The organism is Streptomyces sp. NPDC029164, assembly GCF_055563995.1.
This window is the reverse complement of record NZ_JBVHWW010000003.1, coordinates 137,648-152,487: the sequence shown is the minus strand read 5'-3', so window position 1 is coordinate 152,487 and position 14,840 is coordinate 137,648. Positions and strand designations below refer to the sequence as shown.

Annotated in this window: 10 protein-coding genes and 2 pseudogenes; 1 reads left to right on the top strand and 11 read right to left on the bottom strand. The window is 71.2% G+C overall.

What is annotated here, in order from left to right:
- Positions 1 to 280: 280 nt before the first annotated feature.
- The 4 genes and pseudogenes from ACZ4VT_RS04795 to ACZ4VT_RS04780 form a co-directional block, all read right to left on the bottom strand.
- Positions 281 to 607 (bottom strand): annotated as a pseudogene (locus ACZ4VT_RS04795) (2OG-Fe dioxygenase family protein); the annotation flags it as partial.
- Positions 594 to 881 (bottom strand): annotated as a pseudogene (locus ACZ4VT_RS04790) (2OG-Fe dioxygenase family protein); the annotation flags it as partial. The pseudogenes ACZ4VT_RS04790 and ACZ4VT_RS04795, both read right to left, overlap by 14 nt.
- Before the next feature lie 357 nt (positions 882 to 1,238).
- Positions 1,239 to 1,625: a glycine cleavage system protein GcvH gene (gcvH, locus tag ACZ4VT_RS04785; RefSeq protein ID WP_467946630.1), complete on the bottom strand. Its 387-nt coding sequence runs from the start codon at positions 1,623 to 1,625 to the stop codon at positions 1,239 to 1,241.
- 356 nt (positions 1,626 to 1,981) lie between these two features.
- On the bottom strand, positions 1,982 to 3,286 hold the full coding sequence (locus ACZ4VT_RS04780) for a DUF2254 domain-containing protein (protein ID WP_467946628.1): 1,305 nt from the start codon (positions 3,284 to 3,286) through the stop codon (positions 1,982 to 1,984).
- 145 nt (positions 3,287 to 3,431) lie between these two features.
- On the opposite strand from ACZ4VT_RS04780, the gene ACZ4VT_RS04775 reads away from it, so the two are divergent.
- The gene (locus tag ACZ4VT_RS04775) at positions 3,432 to 5,279 is read left to right on the top strand and encodes a glycoside hydrolase family 15 protein (protein WP_467946627.1); all 1,848 of its coding nucleotides are present in this window, start codon (positions 3,432 to 3,434) and stop codon (positions 5,277 to 5,279) included.
- Positions 5,280 to 5,282: 3 nt separating this feature from the next.
- On the opposite strand, the gene ACZ4VT_RS04770 is transcribed toward ACZ4VT_RS04775, so the two are convergent.
- The 7 genes from ACZ4VT_RS04770 to ACZ4VT_RS04740 all read right to left on the bottom strand — a co-directional run bounded on the left by ACZ4VT_RS04770 (position 5,283) and on the right by ACZ4VT_RS04740 (position 14,840).
- Entirely contained in the window at positions 5,283 to 7,049 is a 1,767-nt protein-coding gene (locus ACZ4VT_RS04770) for a cation:proton antiporter (protein ID WP_467946625.1), read from the bottom strand.
- Positions 7,050 to 7,088: 39 nt separating this feature from the next.
- Entirely contained in the window at positions 7,089 to 8,141 is a 1,053-nt protein-coding gene (locus ACZ4VT_RS04765; RefSeq protein WP_467946623.1) for a cytochrome d ubiquinol oxidase subunit II, read from the bottom strand.
- Positions 8,141 to 9,649, bottom strand: coding sequence for a cytochrome ubiquinol oxidase subunit I (locus ACZ4VT_RS04760; RefSeq protein ID WP_467946622.1), 1,509 nt, complete (start codon positions 9,647 to 9,649; stop codon positions 8,141 to 8,143). Before ACZ4VT_RS04760 ends, ACZ4VT_RS04765 begins: the two co-directional genes overlap by 1 nt.
- Positions 9,650 to 9,688: 39 nt before the next feature.
- Complete coding sequence (locus ACZ4VT_RS04755) at positions 9,689 to 10,483, bottom strand: SDR family oxidoreductase (RefSeq protein ID WP_467946836.1); 795 nt, start codon at positions 10,481 to 10,483, stop codon at positions 9,689 to 9,691.
- Positions 10,484 to 10,687: 204 nt separating this feature from the next.
- Positions 10,688 to 12,268, bottom strand: coding sequence for a GMC oxidoreductase (locus tag ACZ4VT_RS04750; protein WP_467946620.1), 1,581 nt, complete (start codon positions 12,266 to 12,268; stop codon positions 10,688 to 10,690).
- Positions 12,269 to 12,414: 146 nt separating this feature from the next.
- Positions 12,415 to 13,338, bottom strand: a complete 924-nt coding sequence (locus ACZ4VT_RS04745) for a cyclase family protein (protein ID WP_467946835.1) — start codon at positions 13,336 to 13,338, stop codon at positions 12,415 to 12,417.
- Between the two features lie 32 nt (positions 13,339 to 13,370).
- A complete protein-coding gene (locus tag ACZ4VT_RS04740; protein ID WP_467946618.1) occupies positions 13,371 to 14,840 on the bottom strand; it encodes a gluconokinase, GntK/IdnK-type in 1,470 nt (489 codons plus the stop codon).

The window sequence follows — 14,840 nt, the reverse complement described above, 5'->3', positions numbered from 1 at the left end:
CCTCGGGCGGGAGGACCCGCAGGCCGACGGGCAGCGCGCCCCTGCTCCGCGGCGAGTGCCCCCAGCATGTCGACCTCGGCCTCGCCGTCGATGTTGACAGCCGCTCCAGACCGGGCCGGCTCACCGGGAGGCTCCCACCACGGCCGCGGCGCCGTTGCCGTGGACGGCGAGGCGCTCGAACTCCTCGCCGTACCTGCGGTTGTCCCAGTCGTTGGACGCCACGATCCACAGGTCCGGTGCCTGCGGGACGCATCGTTCGCGACGATGTCCGGGCGTGGTGCCACAGCGCGCCGTCCTCGTAGACCAGCGCCTGGTTCGGCCGCAGAGTGACCTCGAAGAACGGATCGCCTCCGCCGGTGGGCACGAGCTGGTTGGTTCCCCCGGTGATGTTGTGCCGTCCGAACACGGCGATCATTCCGTACGGGTGCCCGTCCCGGTGGGGCCCTTCCGGCACGGACACGCCGTCGATGCCGGGCCGGCTGACGACCCGGCACTGGTGGACTTTGATCTGCCAGTCCCTGTCCCGGTCCAGACCGATGGCCTGGGCGCCCGCGGCGATCTGGGCCGACGGGTCGGAACCGCAGCAGCGCGAACGGGCGCGGCACACCGCCCACGAACCCGTTCACCAGCCTGGGCTGGACGAACGGCCGGTGCGGCAGCAACTCCAACGCCCAGGTGCCGGATTCCTCGAAGAACATGCGGTACTGAGCGAACCGGCGATAGCGCTGCCGGCCGCCGGTGAATTCGTCCAGAGGCAGTTCCCCCGAACTCGACGAGGACCCTCCGGACCGGGCTCCGGAAGATCGACAACCCGGAACGGGCGCTCGGACGGCACGCTCTCCCCCTGTGCTACTAGTGCGTTGCGGAGCCGGCGGGGCCACTTCCCGATCGGGCCCCCGGCAGGCGCGAGCCGAGACACGGCGCGCTGTCCCGCTCACGCCGAGCCGAGGCGACACCGGACCATCACCTGGAAGGCCCTGCCGGCGCCCAGACGGCGGGCGGGTAACGGCCGCTGGAGGCGCCCGCCCGCTGTACGGCGTACGGCAGCGGATGTTCTTGACGGGCAGGTCATGCTCGGTGCGCAGGCGCTCGGCCACGAGCGAGCGGTGGCATGCCTGCGGATCGCGCTCGACGCAGAACAGAGCGGTCACCGGGCCGCTCGGAAGCTCCGCCACGAGCGCGCCGAGGTCGAAGGGGTCGAGGATCTCCGCGGGACGGGGCCCGAGCCGTGGGTGGGGCTACTGCGCAGAGCTGACGTAGGTCTCGTACTCCTTCGCGTTCATCAGCCCGTCCGGGTTCGCTGTCGAGGGGTTGATCTCGATCAGCCACCCGCCCTGGTACGGATCGTTGTTGATCAGCTCGGGCTCGGCGAGCACCCGGTCGTTGCGTGCGCTCACCTGACCGGCCGTCGGCGTGTAGATGTCGATGAGTGCTCTGGCGGATTCGGTGGAGCCGCACGGGTCGTCGGCTTCGAAGCGGTCGCCGACCTTCGGGAGCTCCACGGCGACGAGGTCGCCGAGCTGCTCCTGGCCGTATTCGGTGATGCCCACACGGACCTTGCCGCCGCTCACGGCCTGGACCCATGCGTGGCGCTTCGTGTAGTTGAGTTCCTCAGGGATGTACATGAACCCAAGGTTGCTACAAAGAGTGCATTCAAGGTGACTCTTCGCTATTGTTGAGGCCGGGTGTCGCCTGGTATTACCTCCAACCGCCGACCAGCGCCGCGCCCGGCTGGTCCGCCGGCAGCTGCTCGCTCCCGCCGTGCGCGGGGACACCGCACACGAGGTGGCCCGCGCCCTCATCGGTCTGCACGCCACCGACCCGGCGACCGTCTTCCTCGCCGCTGACGGCCCCCACGGCCGACCCTCAAGGCCCGCGGCTACCGCTTCACCACCGTCTCCCAGGCCGTCAGCCTGCCGCCCCAGGCCTCTCGACGCCAGCAGGCGGTCCGGCGTGCCGCCCGCACACGGGCCGACGGTGGTCACCGCCCCCGTCGGGAGGGCTCCTCCCCGGGACGCCGCCCGCCGCCCAGGCCCTGGCGGTCGGGCGTTCGCGCGGCGGCGCGGCGGGTGGGGTCGGCGAAGCCCCGGTGGACGGACGCGTCGAGGAGGGCGAGCTCCGCGCGTACCGCGGGCAGCCGCTCGGCCGGCAGGGTTTCGAGGAGGTCGTCCAGCAGTGCGCGGAGCCGCCGGCACACCTGGAGGGACGTGGACCCGTACTCGCGGATCTCGGTGACGCCGAGCTCCAGGTAGTTCTCCCAGCCGCGGCCCTCCACCACCAGCCGGGGCCGGCCCTCGCCGTCGGCGAGCACGTAGCGGCCGCGGAGCCGGGCCCGGCCGACCACGTGCAGGAACGTGTCGATGTGGTTGAGCACCTGTACGGCGGTCGTGGGGTCGTTCACGGCGGGCGAGAGGGCGCGGATGGCGATGTCGACGAGGACGCGCAGGGCGAAGGCGGGATCCTGCTCGATGGTGCGCTCGGTTCCGAGGGCGACGAGCCCGGTCACCCGCCGCGGGTCCGGCGCCCGCGCGGAGCCGTGGGCCTCGACGAGGGTGGTGCCGGGCGGTACGAAGTCGCCGACCTGGTGGGCCAGTACGAGGACGCAGTCGTGGCGGACGGCGGTGGCGATCAGCCCCGCCGCGTCGAACGCCTGGATGACTCCGCCCCGTTCGGACCGGATGAGGGTCACCGGACCGGTGGACGGCGGGGAAGACCCGTCGTGTGCCGAGGAGTGGTGGATGCGTTCCGTCGCGCCGATGAGCACCTTCTCCCCCAGACGCCCCACCAGGTCGGCGATGGCCACGGGCCGGAGGTTGTGGGTGAACCGGTTGAGGTAGATCAGCAGAAGCACGAGGCTGAGGGAGACGGCCACGCCGGACAGGGTCACCCCCAGGTCGGGGACGGTGTCCGACTCGATTCTGCGCAACAGGGAGAAGGCGTACGCGAACGTCCCGGCGAACGTGGCGAGTACCGCCTTCTGGAGGCGGTCGCGGTACCACAGGCGCATGTAGCGCGGAGACAGCGTTCCGGTGGCCTGCTGGACGACGAGCACGCCGATCGTCACGACGAACCCGAGCAGCGCGACCATGGCTCCGACGACGGAGCTGAGCACACTGCTCGCCGTCGTCGCGGAGTACCGCCAGCTGTCCGGCCACCAGCCCGCGCCGTCCACGCCGGCGGCCCACTCGGCGAGCAGGGCCCCCAGCAGGAGCCCGATCAGGGGGATGATCCACAGGCTTGCCTTGATGTACTGCAGCAACCGGAAGCGTGCCGCCCAGGACATCATCGTCCGCTCCCGCCTGAGACGTCCGGCTCGTGCTTTTTCATGCTAGAGCCGTTTCCCGGCGGGTGCAGGGGCGGGCGATCCGCTCGGCGGGCCCACCGGTAACGCCGCGCCTAAGCTGAGGGAGTGGCGTCGGAAGGGTCCTCCCATGGCTGACTACCCGCTGATCGAGAATCACGGCCTGATCGGTGATCTGCAGACCGCGGCGCTGGTGACCACCGAGGGAACCATCGACTGGTTCTGCTGCCCGCGCTTCGATTCGCCCAGTGTGTTCGGGGCTCTTCTCGACTGGGAGAAGGGCGGCCATTTCACGGTCAGGCCGACGGACGAGACGTACACCACGAAGCAGCTGTACCTGCCGGACACCGCGATTCTCGTGACGCGGTTCATGACCGAGGCCGGTGCCGGCGAGGTGGTCGACTTCATGCCGGTGACCGGAACGACGGCCACGGACCGCCACCGCCTGGTCCGCATGCTCCGGTGCGTCCGCGGCAGCATGACCTTCCGGATCGACATCGCCCCACGGTTCGACTACGGGCGCAAGCCCCACACCCTGCGCCTCACCGAGAACGGGGCGGTGTTCGCCTCGGACGACCTGGACCTCACGCTCAGCGTGGTGCGCGAGCCCGAGGACGAACGGGTGGTGCACACCCTCACGGGCGATCACGACCTGCGCGTCACGCTCCCGCTGGAGGCCGGCCAACAGCGGGGGCTGGTCATCGAGTCGGCGGCGGAGGGGCCGCCGCGCGAGATCCGCGTCGCCGAGTTCCAGGAACTCTTCGCCGACACCCGGCAGTACTGGCGCTCGTGGCTCCACCAGTCCCGGTACGCGGGCCGCTGGCGCGAGATGGTGGAGCGCTCCGCCATCACGCTGAAGCTGATGACGTACGCACCCAGCGGGGCCCTGGTCGCGGCCCCCACGGCGGGTCTGCCGGAGCAGTTGGGCGGCGAGCGCAACTGGGACTACCGGTTCACCTGGATCCGGGACGCGTCCTTCTCCGTGTACGCCCTGCTGGGACTGGGGTTCACGGAGGAGGCGCGGGCGTTCATCGCCTGGCTGGGCGACCGGGTGAAGGAGAAGGCGGGCAGCGACAGCGACTCGGGGCCGCTGAACATCATGTACCGGGTGGACGGTTCCTCCGACCTCTACGAGGAGACCCTGGACCACTGGGAGGGGTACCAGCGGTCCGCTCCGGTGCGCATCGGCAACGGCGCGGCGACCCAGTTGCAGCTGGACATCTACGGCGAGGCGCTCGACAGCATCTCCTTCGCCCACCAGCACGGCATCCACCTGGACATCCACGGCTGGAGCTCGCTGCGCACCCTGCTGGACTGGCTCGTGGACCACTGGGACCAGGCCGGTGAGGGGCTGTGGGAGACCCGCGGCGGGCGCAAGCACTTCACCTACGGCCGGGTGATGTCCTGGGTCGCGTTCGACCGCGCGCTGCGGCTGGCGGTCGCCCACGGCCGGCCGGCCGAAAGCGCCCGCTGGGCCGCCGAGCGCGACAACATCTACGATCAGATCCTGGCCAAGGGCTGGGACGCCGACCGCAAGGCCTTCGTCCAGCACTACGGCAGCGACGTGCTCGACTCCTCGCTGCTGCGGATGCCGACCGTCGGGTTCATCACGCCCGACGACCCGATGTGGAAGTCCACTCTGGAGGCGATGGACCGGGAACTGGTCACCGACAGCCTGGTCTACCGCTACAACCCCGAGGCCTCGCCCGACGGCCTGCGCGGCGACGAGGGAACCTTCTCCCTGTGCACCTTCATGTACGTCGACGCCCTGGCCCGCGCCGGCCGGGCCGATCAGGCCCGGCTCGTGCTCGAGAAGATGATGACCTACGCCAACCACCTGGGCCTGTATTCGGAGGAGATCGCCCTGACGGGCCGCCAGCTCGGCAACTTCCCGCAGGCGTTCACCCACCTGGCGCTCATCGACGCGGCCATCACGCTGGACGAGACCCTGAACCGCACGCGGCAGGGCGGGGGCTAGGACCTAGACCTCGGGCACGGGGCCGAGCAGCACGAGGACGTCGCCCTCGCGCGGGGTCACGGCCTGCGTCTCGTCGACCGGGTCCAGCCTGCCGTCGGCGCCGACCACGAACAGTGTCGCGTGCCCCGGCGGGACCGGATCGGAGGCGGGCCGCACCAGGAACCGGGCGCCCTGTTCGTACCGTGTCGCCAGGACGTGCCGGACGAGTGAGGCGCCGAACAGGATGGCGCCGCCGGTGTAGGGCGCGACGACACCGTGGCTCTCGTGGGGCGGTCCCACCCGGTAGACGGGGCCCTCGACGTTGTCCTCGACCACGACCGAGGCGAGCGCGTTGAAGTCGTCGTCATCGGTGAGCAGGAAGACGGCGTTCACCCCTTCCAGCCGCGCCCGCGGGTTGGTGGCCGTGGCCAGCAGGTCTCCTCGGGCCAGTTTGATCCCGGCGTCCTTGATCCGTTCGCGTTCCTCGCCCATGCCCGCCCACATCTGTACGTCGAGCCCCGCCGACCGCAGGGCCGTGCCCAGCGCGATCGCCCACGGGGCTCCGCCCACGAGCAGCGGCCGCGTGAGGTTCGGCCGGGCGACGCCGAGCCGCCGGGCCACGGGGCCCGCGGTCAGGGCGTACAGCACGACCGTCGAGACGATCACGAGGAAGGTGATGGGAAGGATCTTGGAGGCGCCGCGCAGTCCCAGTTGGACGAGGCTCGCGGCGAAGGCCGCCGCGGTGGAGGCCGCGACGATGCCGCGCGGGGCCATCCATCCCGCGAACGCCCGTTCCCCCAGGGTCATGTCCTTGCCCATGGTGGCGACGAAGGCCACGAGCGGCCGTACCACGAGGACCAGGAGCACGACGAGGGCGAGCGTGGGAAGGAGTACGGGGGTCAGGGATGCCGGGGTGACGCTGGCCGAGATGGAGATGAACAGCAGGCCGATGATCAGCTGGACCAGTGTCTCGAAGAAGGGCCGGCGCGCGGGCATGTCGAAGCCCCGGATGTTGGCCGCGGCCATGCCGGTGACGATCGCGGCGATCAGCCCGGTGTCGTCGCGGACGATGTCGCAGCCCGCCGACACGGCGATCACCGTGGCCAGTTGAGCCAGGGTGCCGAGCGTCTCGCCGAGCCGCAGCACGCGCAGGGTCAGCCACAGCAGTGCGATGCCCACGGCTCCGCCGACGAGGCCGACGGCCATGCTGATGAGGAACTGGCCGATCTGGTAGCCGCGGCCGATGTCGATCTGGTGCGTCGTGTCGATGGCGTGGAAGACGAGCGCTCCGAGGATGGCGCCGATCGGGTCGGTCAGTGTCCCTTCCCAGATCAGCAGGCGCCGCACCTTGTCCGTCGGCCGCACGTACTGGAGCAGGGGCCCCACGACCGTGGGGCCCGACACGACGAGGATCATGCCGACCATCGCGGCCACCCGGAGCGACATGCCGAACAGGGCCGGGCCGACGGCGCAGACGGCCAGGAAGGTGAAGGCCACGCCGAAGAGGAGCAGTCTGCCCACGATCCCCCGGGTGTGGCCGGTGAGGTTGCGCAGGTCGAGGCCGAGACCGGCGTCGTAGAGGATCACCGCCACGGACAGGGACACCAGGGCGGAGAAGTCCTCCCCGATCAGCTGGTCGGGATGGATGACGTCGGTCAGGGCGCCCGCGGCGAAGCCGACCGGCAGCAGCAGGATCAGCGCGGGGACGCGGAGCTTTCCGGCGAGGATCTGGCAGGCGGCCGCCAGGGCCACGACCAGGGCGATGCCGAGGAGGATGTCGTCCTCGCTCACAGCGGTTTCCTTCCTCGCGCCGCGGGCGCGCCGGTGGATTCAGTCGCCGTCGACCGCGTCCCCCGTCGTGGGGCCGGTCCGTCGCAGGTCGGCGTCGGTGAGGGGCTCCAGTTCGCCATGCGTGTCCAGCCAGTAGAGGAAGAAGACGGCCGGGACGATGAGCAGCAGGGCGACGAGGCTGACCACCGACAGCCAGAGCAGCGTCTGGGAATCGCCCGCGGCGTCCGCCACCGACAGGGACGTGGGGATGAGGTAGGGGCGCTGTGCGAATCCCCAGGCGAAGACGGCCGCGCCGACGGCGGCGACGGCGGCGAAGCGGGCCCAGTGCGTGCGTCCCCGCAGCACGAGCAGGGCCGTGGCGACGAAGAACAGCGCGGACACCAGCGCGAGGGCGAGCCCGGCGCCGTGGGTGAGTCCGTGCCAGACGTGGGGGGCGTCGCCATGGGTGACGAGGAGCACGCCCACGGCGATCAGGGCGACCGCGACGAGACTGACGAGGGCGCGGAGCCGGAAGTAGCCGACCAGGTCGGGTGCGTCGAAGCGCTTGGCGTCGGCGGTCAGGAACACGGCGCCGAGGAGTGCGGTCCCGGCGACGGTGAGCAGCCCGAACAGGAGGGACGCGGGATTGGCCCACGCGTCCGCCGAGGCTTCGGTACCCGGTGCGATCCGGCCGGTGGCGATGGCACCGACGGCCGCTCCGAGGAAGAACGGGGTGAGCAGGGAGGCGATGGCGAACACGGCGCCGTAGAGGCGCCGACGGGCCAGCCGACGGCTGGGTTTGCGCAGGGCGAATCCGGCGCCGCGCAGGACCAGGCCGAGGGCGGCCAGCGCGAAGGGCAGCCACAGCGCGGTGAACACCGTCTGGAACAGCACGGGGAAGCCGGTCCACATGAGGATGAGGACGAAGATCAGCCAGACGTTGTTGACCTCCCAGACGGGCGCCATGGCGTGGTCGATCAGCCATCTGGGGCGCTTGCCGCGCTCGGCTCCGCCGGCCGTCAGGTCCCAGAAGCCCGCCCCGTAGTCGGTCCCGCCACCGCAGGCGTACGCGGCCACGGCGAGCAGCATCACGAAGGCGACGAGGTCGGCCATCACGCGCCACCTCCCCCGGGCGGAGTGGGGCGGCTGTCTCCCGGGGACGGGGCGTCGCCGGCCGGGACGGCCGGGACGGCCGGGCGCGGACCGTAGGGGGTGACCGCCTCCGGTGCGTCCGCCGGCCGCCCGTCCGCCGGCCGCCCGTCCGTCTCCGCGTCGGCCCGTCGCCAGCCGTCGCGCATCTTCAGGAGCACCGTGAGGAACGCCCCGAAGATGAACACGTACACCACGATCACCAGGCCGAACATGATCCAGAGGGTGGTGGAACGGGTGGAGGTCACGGCCTCCGCGACGCGCATGTTCTGGTAGACGATCCAGGGCTGGCGGCCCACCTCGGTCGTGATCCAGCCGCATTCGACGGCGATGACGGAGCCGACGCCGGCGCAGGCGGCGCTGCGGAAGAACCACTTGGACTCGGGCAGCCGGCGATGGCGCCACCAGACCAAGCCGTACCAGAGGGCGAGGAGCAGGAGCACGCTGCCGACCAGGACCATGGTGTCGAAGGCCCAGTGCGCGATCGTGGCCTGCGTGGCGTTCGGCCGGTCGCCGGCCGGCACGGAGGACAGTCCCGTCACCACGGTGTCCGGGCTGAACCCGGCCAGGATGGAGTCCAGCTGAGGGAACTTGATGCCGCCGGAGATCGATCCGTCCGGGTGGAGGCGGCCGTAGAGGTACTCCGGAACGTGGCTGTCGGTCTTCCAGACGATCTCCGTCGCGGCGAACTTCACGGGCTGCTTCTGGAACACCTGCCGGGTGATCGAGTCGCCCAGGAAGAACTGGACGGGTGTGGCCACCGCGGCGAGGGTGAAGGGGACCGTGAAGCCGAGCCGGTGGTAGCGGTCCCGGCGGCCGCGCAGCCAGCCGACGGCGTAGACGCCTGCCACGACGTAGCCCGCGGTCAGCAGCATCGCCACCACGAAGTGCCAGTACTGCGGCCCGAACATGGGGGTGAAGATGGCCTTCCAGACGTTCACGTCGACCGGGTTGCCCTGGGAGTCGAGCGTGAATCCCTGGGGCGTGTTCATCCACGCGTTGGCCGCCAGGATGCCGAAGGCCCCCAGCAGCGCCGTGGCGGGCAGCGGCAGCCCGAGCAGGAAGTGGGTGCGCGGCTTCAGCCTGCGCCAGCCGTACAGGTAGATGGCGATGAGCACGGCTTCGAGGAAGAACGCCCAGGCCTCGACACCGAACCCGATGCCGAAGACATCGCCCCACTTGCCCATCAGCCCGGGCCAGAGCAGACCGAACTCGAACGACAGAACGGTTCCGGTGACGACGCCGATCGCGAACTGCACGGCCATCACGGCCGACCAGCGCCGGGCCAGCAGCAGGGCCGTCGCGTCGTTCTTGCGCAGGCCGATGTAATGCATGATCAGGGTGATGAGCGGCAGGGCCACACCCATCGGCACGAGGATGATGTGGGAGGCGAGGGTGAACGCCATGAGCTGCCTGGCCGGAAGCAGTTGGGCGGGGGCGTCCGCCGCCAGCAGGTGGAGCGTGGTGTGCATGCGTTCCTTTGCCGCTCGGGATGACAGGCCGGACGAGGGTCAGCCGCCGGTGGCGAAGCCCGGGTAGAGGGTCATCCCGCCGTCCACGAAGAGCGTGGTGCCCACGACGTAGTCCATGAGGTCGGAGGCCAGGGCCACGGCCGCGTTCGCGATGTCGTCCGGCTCACCGATCCGCTCGTACGGGATCAGCCGGAGCAGATCCTTCCGAGCCTCCGGCGTCTCCCACGCGTCCCTGTTGATCGGTGTCTTGATGGCTCCGGGTGCGATCGCGTTCACGCGGATCTTCTTCGGCGCGAGTTCCTGGGCCAGGGTCGCCATCAGCATGTGGATGCCCCCCTTGGAGGAGGCGTAGTTCGCGTGGCCCGCCCAGGGGATGACCTGGTGGACGGAGCTCATGCAGATGATCTTTCCGGCCGCACGGGACACCTCCGGGACGACGCCGCGCCGCAGGAACTCCTTCGTCGCTTCCCGTGCGCAGAGGAACTGGCCCGTGAGGTTGACGTCCAGCACCTTCTGCCACTGGGCGAGCGTCATCTCCTCGAAGGCGGCATCGCGCTGCAGTCCGGCGTTGGCGACCAGGATGTCGATCGTGCCGAACTCCCGGACCATCCGGTCCATCATGGCCACGACCTGGTCCTCCTGGGACACGTCCGCCTCGTACGCGGCGGCGCGCACGCCGAACGAGGTGATCTCCTCGACCACCTTCTCGGCCTCTTCGGCGCCGGCCACGTAGTTCACGACGACGTCGGCGCCGGCCCGGGCCAGACCGATGGCCGTGGCCTTGCCGATCCCGCTGTTGGCGCCGGTGACCAGCGCTTTCTGACCCTTGAGCAGGTGAGCGGGGATCACTCCCCGCGGTACGCCCTCGGTGGGACTCACGATCGGCTGCCTCCTCGCATGCCAGGTCCGGTCCGCCGGACCGGGGTCCGGCGGGGTCCGAACGCCACGGAAGCACCCTCGTCGCGGATCGGCGGCCCGGGCGGCGTGCCCTTGGGCCACGCGGCCGAGCATCACCCCCCGGTCGGAGGAACCTCGGAGTCAGCCCAGCCGTTCCACGAGGTGGTCGCCCACCCGCAGGGCGTTCGCGATCGCCGTGAGGGACGGGTTGACCGCGCCGATGCTCGGGAAGAAGCTCGTGTCGACCACGTACAGGTTGTCGAGATCGTGCGCCTTGCAGTTCACGTCCAGGGCGGAGGTGGCCGGGTCGTCGCCGAACCGTACGGTGCCGGCCTGGTGGGCCGTGGCGCCGATCGGCATCCCCTTGTGGAGGTAGATGCTGCGCGTCAGGAGCTGGTGCTCGTGCATCCCCAGATGGCTGAGCATGCCCTGGAGCTTGTGCCGCAGGCGCCCCAGCCCCGCGGTGTTGTTCTTCTCGTCGAGCACGAGACGGATGGTGCCGTCTCCTGCGAGGGTGACCCGGCTGTCGGGGAGCGGAAGGTCCTCGCCGCACAGCCAGAAGTCGACCGCGTGATGGGCCATGACCTCGAAGGGCATGTCGGGGGCCACGGCGCCCGCCCAGCGGGGCGCCTCGCCGTGGATCTGGTCGGCGTCCGACTTGCCGAGCATCTGGATGCCGCCCAGCGGGTAGTCCCAGTCGTCGGCGCCGAGGTACCAGTCGTGCAGGGCCAGGGTCTTCTGGAACTTGGTGTCGTTGGGTTCCTTCGAAAGGGCCATCAGCGCGAGGTTGTTGTGGCGCATGTAGTGCCGGCCGACCACGTCGGAGCTGTTCGCCAGCCCGCGCGGGTGACGGTCGTTGGCCGAGGCCAGGAGGAGTGCCGCGGAGTTGACCGCCCCACAGGCGACGACCACGATGTCCGCCGTGTACGAGGCCTCCAGCCCGTCCTCGTTCCGGGTCACGACGCTGCTGACGCTGCGCCCGGCCGGGTCGGTCTCCAGTCGGACCACCCGCGCGCTGGTGACCATGTCGACGTTCGGGTGCCGCAGGGCCGGTTCCACGCAGATCACCTCGGCGTCCGACTTGCCGCGCACCAGGCAGGGGAAGCCGTCCACGCGGTCGCAGCGGACGCAGACGCTGGCGCTGGTGGCCCGCCCGTGCTCGTCCTGGGTCAGGTTCACGCCGATGGGCAGGTGGAAGGGGTGCAGACCCCGCTTCTCCAGGTCGTCACTCAACTGCTGGATCCGCGGCTCGTGTTCGACGGGCGGATAGGCGTACTGGGCGCTGTACGAGCCTTCCCACGGGTCCTCGCCGTGGCGTCCGTGGACCAGGTAGAGGTGCTCGGCCTCGGAGTAGTAGGGCTCCAGGTCCTCGTAGCGGATCGGCCAGGCCGGCGACAGCCCGTCGTGGTGGCGCAGTTCCCCGAAGTCCTCGGGCCGCAGCCGGAACAGGGCGGCGCCATAGAACTTGGTGTTCCCCCCGACGTAGTAGTTGACCTCGGGCGGGAACTCGTCGCCGTTCTTGTCCAGCCAGAACTCCGGGGCCCGGTACTTGCCCTTCACGAACACGGCGGTGGAGTCCCAGTTGTCCCGCTCGCGGGGGAGGTAGTCACCGCGTTCGAGGATGAGCACCCGCTTCCCGGAGGGGGCGAGCCGGTGGGCGAGCGTGCCGCCGCCGGCGCCCGAACCGATGATGACGACGTCGTAGTGCGGGGAGTCGCCCACGGCGACCACCGTCCTTGCGCTCGCGGGGCCGCCCTGTCAGCGGCCCTCTCTCTGCGCGCTGCCGGGACGCGGCAGCCACCCCACCTCTTCGAACGTATCCCTCCTCCCCGGGTCCGGCGACCGGACGGGACGCCCGCACCCGGCCGTCACAGAACGGCGATCGGGTTCACGGGCGAGCCGGTGGCCGAGGGAAGTCTGAGCGGCGCCACCACGCACAGGAAGGACCACCGGCCCGCGCGGGCGCACGCCACGGTCAGCTCCTCGAACTGCAGGTAGTCCATGAGGTGCAGACCCATGGCGTGCACCGCCAGCACGTGCACCGGAAAGTCCACCCCGGCCACCGCGCTGGGGGCGGTGTCGTTGTTGCCGTCCGAGCCCAGCGCGGCGACCTGCCGCTCGGCCAGGAACCGTACGGCCGTGGGATGAAGGCCGGCCCGGGCCCGCGCGGCGTTCCACGCCCCGCGCTCCTGGCGCCGCGGTCGATGCCCCACCCGTACGAACAGCAGGTCGCCCGGCCCGACCCGGACCCCCTGGGCCTCCTCCGCGGCGGTCAGGTCGGCGGCGCTCACGTGGTCCCCGGGCTCCAGCCACGGCACGTCCCGCAGCCGCGGAACGTCCAGGAGCACGCCACGGCCGACGATGCCGTCCCGCACGAGCTCGACGGAGAGCGCGCCGGCGCCGTGGGACGTCACACTGCTCGCGGGCACGCCGTTGTAGAGCTCCCCGTCGAACAGCACGTGACACAGCGCGTCGAGATGGCTGTCCGCGTCCCCGTGCACGTTCATCGCGAACCGGTCGCGCGCGAAGTGCAGCGCGTCACCGCCGGTCGCGCCGGTCTCACCGTCGGCGGGCGCGATCATCCGGTGGCGTGCCGGGTCGGGATTGTCCGGGCCGGGCAGGGTCTCGATGGGCGCGGCGAGCGACACCGTACGTCCGGAGCGGACCTCGGCGGCGGCGGCCACGACGCGCTCGGGCGTCAGGTGGCCGAGCGCACCGCGCCGGTCGTCGGGGGCGCTGGGGCTGCGCTCGCGCAGCTCCTCGTACAGCGCGCGGAAGGCGCCACCGGTCATGGCCTGCGGCGTCGACGGCCCGCTGCCGGGGGTCACCGGGATCCCCACGGGGCCAGGACCCAGCGCAGGACATGACGGTCGCCCGGTTGCAGGACGGTGAGCGCCGTGCCGCTGCGGAAGGCGTCGGCCGGGCAGGACATCGGTTCGATGGCGACCCCGCGCCGGCGCCGCCCGGGCTCCGACAGCGTGTCCCCGGTGTACACCTGCACGTACCGGATGCCCTCGACGAGCCGTACGTCGATGCCGTGACGCCCCGAGGGGTGCGCGAGCCGCACCGTGCAGTGGCCGGCGGGATCCCGGTCGAGCCCGGTGTACGCGGTGTCCAGGCGCTGCTCGCCGATGGGCCTGGCGGTGCGGAAGTCGTACGCCGTGCCCTCGACCGGCTCCTCACCGGTGGGCAGGCCGTGTGCGTCGCTGCCGAGCCGGTGGCGAGCGGGCACGGTCAGCAGCACGGTGTCCACCAGGTCGGTGCCCACGGTCAGATAGGGGTGCTGGCCGACACCGTAGGGCGCGGCGGTGTCCCCCTGGTTGGTGGAGGTGACGGTGGTCTCCAGCCCCTCCGGTCCCAGCCGGTACTCGGCGCGGACCTCCAGCCGGTACGGGTATCCGGGCTGCGGGAAGAGGGTGGTGCCCACCGTGACGGCGTTCTCGCTGCGGGCGAGCAGCCGCCACGGGACCCACCTGAGGAGGCCGTGGATCGCGTTGCCGTTCTCCGGTTCGGTCAGCGGGAGTCGCAGGTCCTCATCGCCGAACCGGTACTGTCCGCCGGCGATCCGGTTCGGCCAGGGAACGAGGAGCTGTCCGCGGCCGCCGGTGATCGGCTCGTCGGCGGCGAATCCGTCGAGGAGCGGCCGCCCGTCCACCTCGTAGTGGCGCAGGGCGCCGCCCAGTTCGACGACCACCGCCGTCTGCGGGCCGTGGCGCAGCCGCCACTGTTCTCCTGATGCCGTGCGGGGCATGTGCGGCTCCTCGGCCGGTACGGCGCGCAGTCGGGCGACGACGGCTTCGACAACGGCTTCCGGGGGCTGGTCGATGTCCACCACGCAGGCGTGCTCGTCGGGCGCCGGCTCCTGGAGGTCGGCGAACTGGCTGTCCATCAACCGTGCGGGGAAGAAGTGGCCGTGCCGGGCCAGCAGCCGGGACCGGATGAGCTGCCGCGAACCGTGCAGATGGACCAGACGGACGTCGGGCCGTCCCCCGGCCAGCTGGTCCCGGTAGGCGCGCTTGAGGGCGGAGCAGGCCACGACGGCGGGTTCCCCCGCCGCGACGCGGCGGTCGATCCATGCCGCGACCGCGGCCAGCCACGGGCGCCGGTCCTCGTCGGACAGGGCCTCGCCGGCCGCCATCCTGGCCCGGTTCGCCGCCGTGTGGAGGTCGTCCGCGTCCTGGAAGGCCCAGCCGAGCCGCTCGGCCAGCAGTAGTCCCACGGTGGTCTTCCCCGAACCCGCCACGCCCGTCACGAGCACCACGGATGCGGGCACCGTCACGGGATGACGTGCCAT

Bases quoted from the DNA above. Each gene is read 5' to 3' on its own strand.
- gcvH (WP_467946630.1), bottom strand. From the start codon at position 1,625: ATGTACATCCCTGAGGAACTCAACTACACGAAGCGCCACGCATGGGTC.
- ACZ4VT_RS04780 (WP_467946628.1), bottom strand. From the start codon at position 3,286: ATGATGTCCTGGGCGGCACGCTTCCGGTTGCTGCAGTACATCAAGGCA.
- ACZ4VT_RS04775 (WP_467946627.1), top strand. From the start codon at position 3,432: ATGGCTGACTACCCGCTGATCGAGAATCACGGCCTGATCGGTGATCTG.
- ACZ4VT_RS04765 (WP_467946623.1), bottom strand. From the start codon at position 8,141: ATGGCCGACCTCGTCGCCTTCGTGATGCTGCTCGCCGTGGCCGCGTAC.
- ACZ4VT_RS04760 (WP_467946622.1), bottom strand. From the start codon at position 9,649: ATGCACACCACGCTCCACCTGCTGGCGGCGGACGCCCCCGCCCAACTG.
- ACZ4VT_RS04745 (WP_467946835.1), bottom strand. From the start codon at position 13,338: ATGACCGGTGGCGCCTTCCGCGCGCTGTACGAGGAGCTGCGCGAGCGC.
- ACZ4VT_RS04740 (WP_467946618.1), bottom strand. From the start codon at position 14,840: ATGGCACGTCATCCCGTGACGGTGCCCGCATCCGTGGTGCTCGTGACG.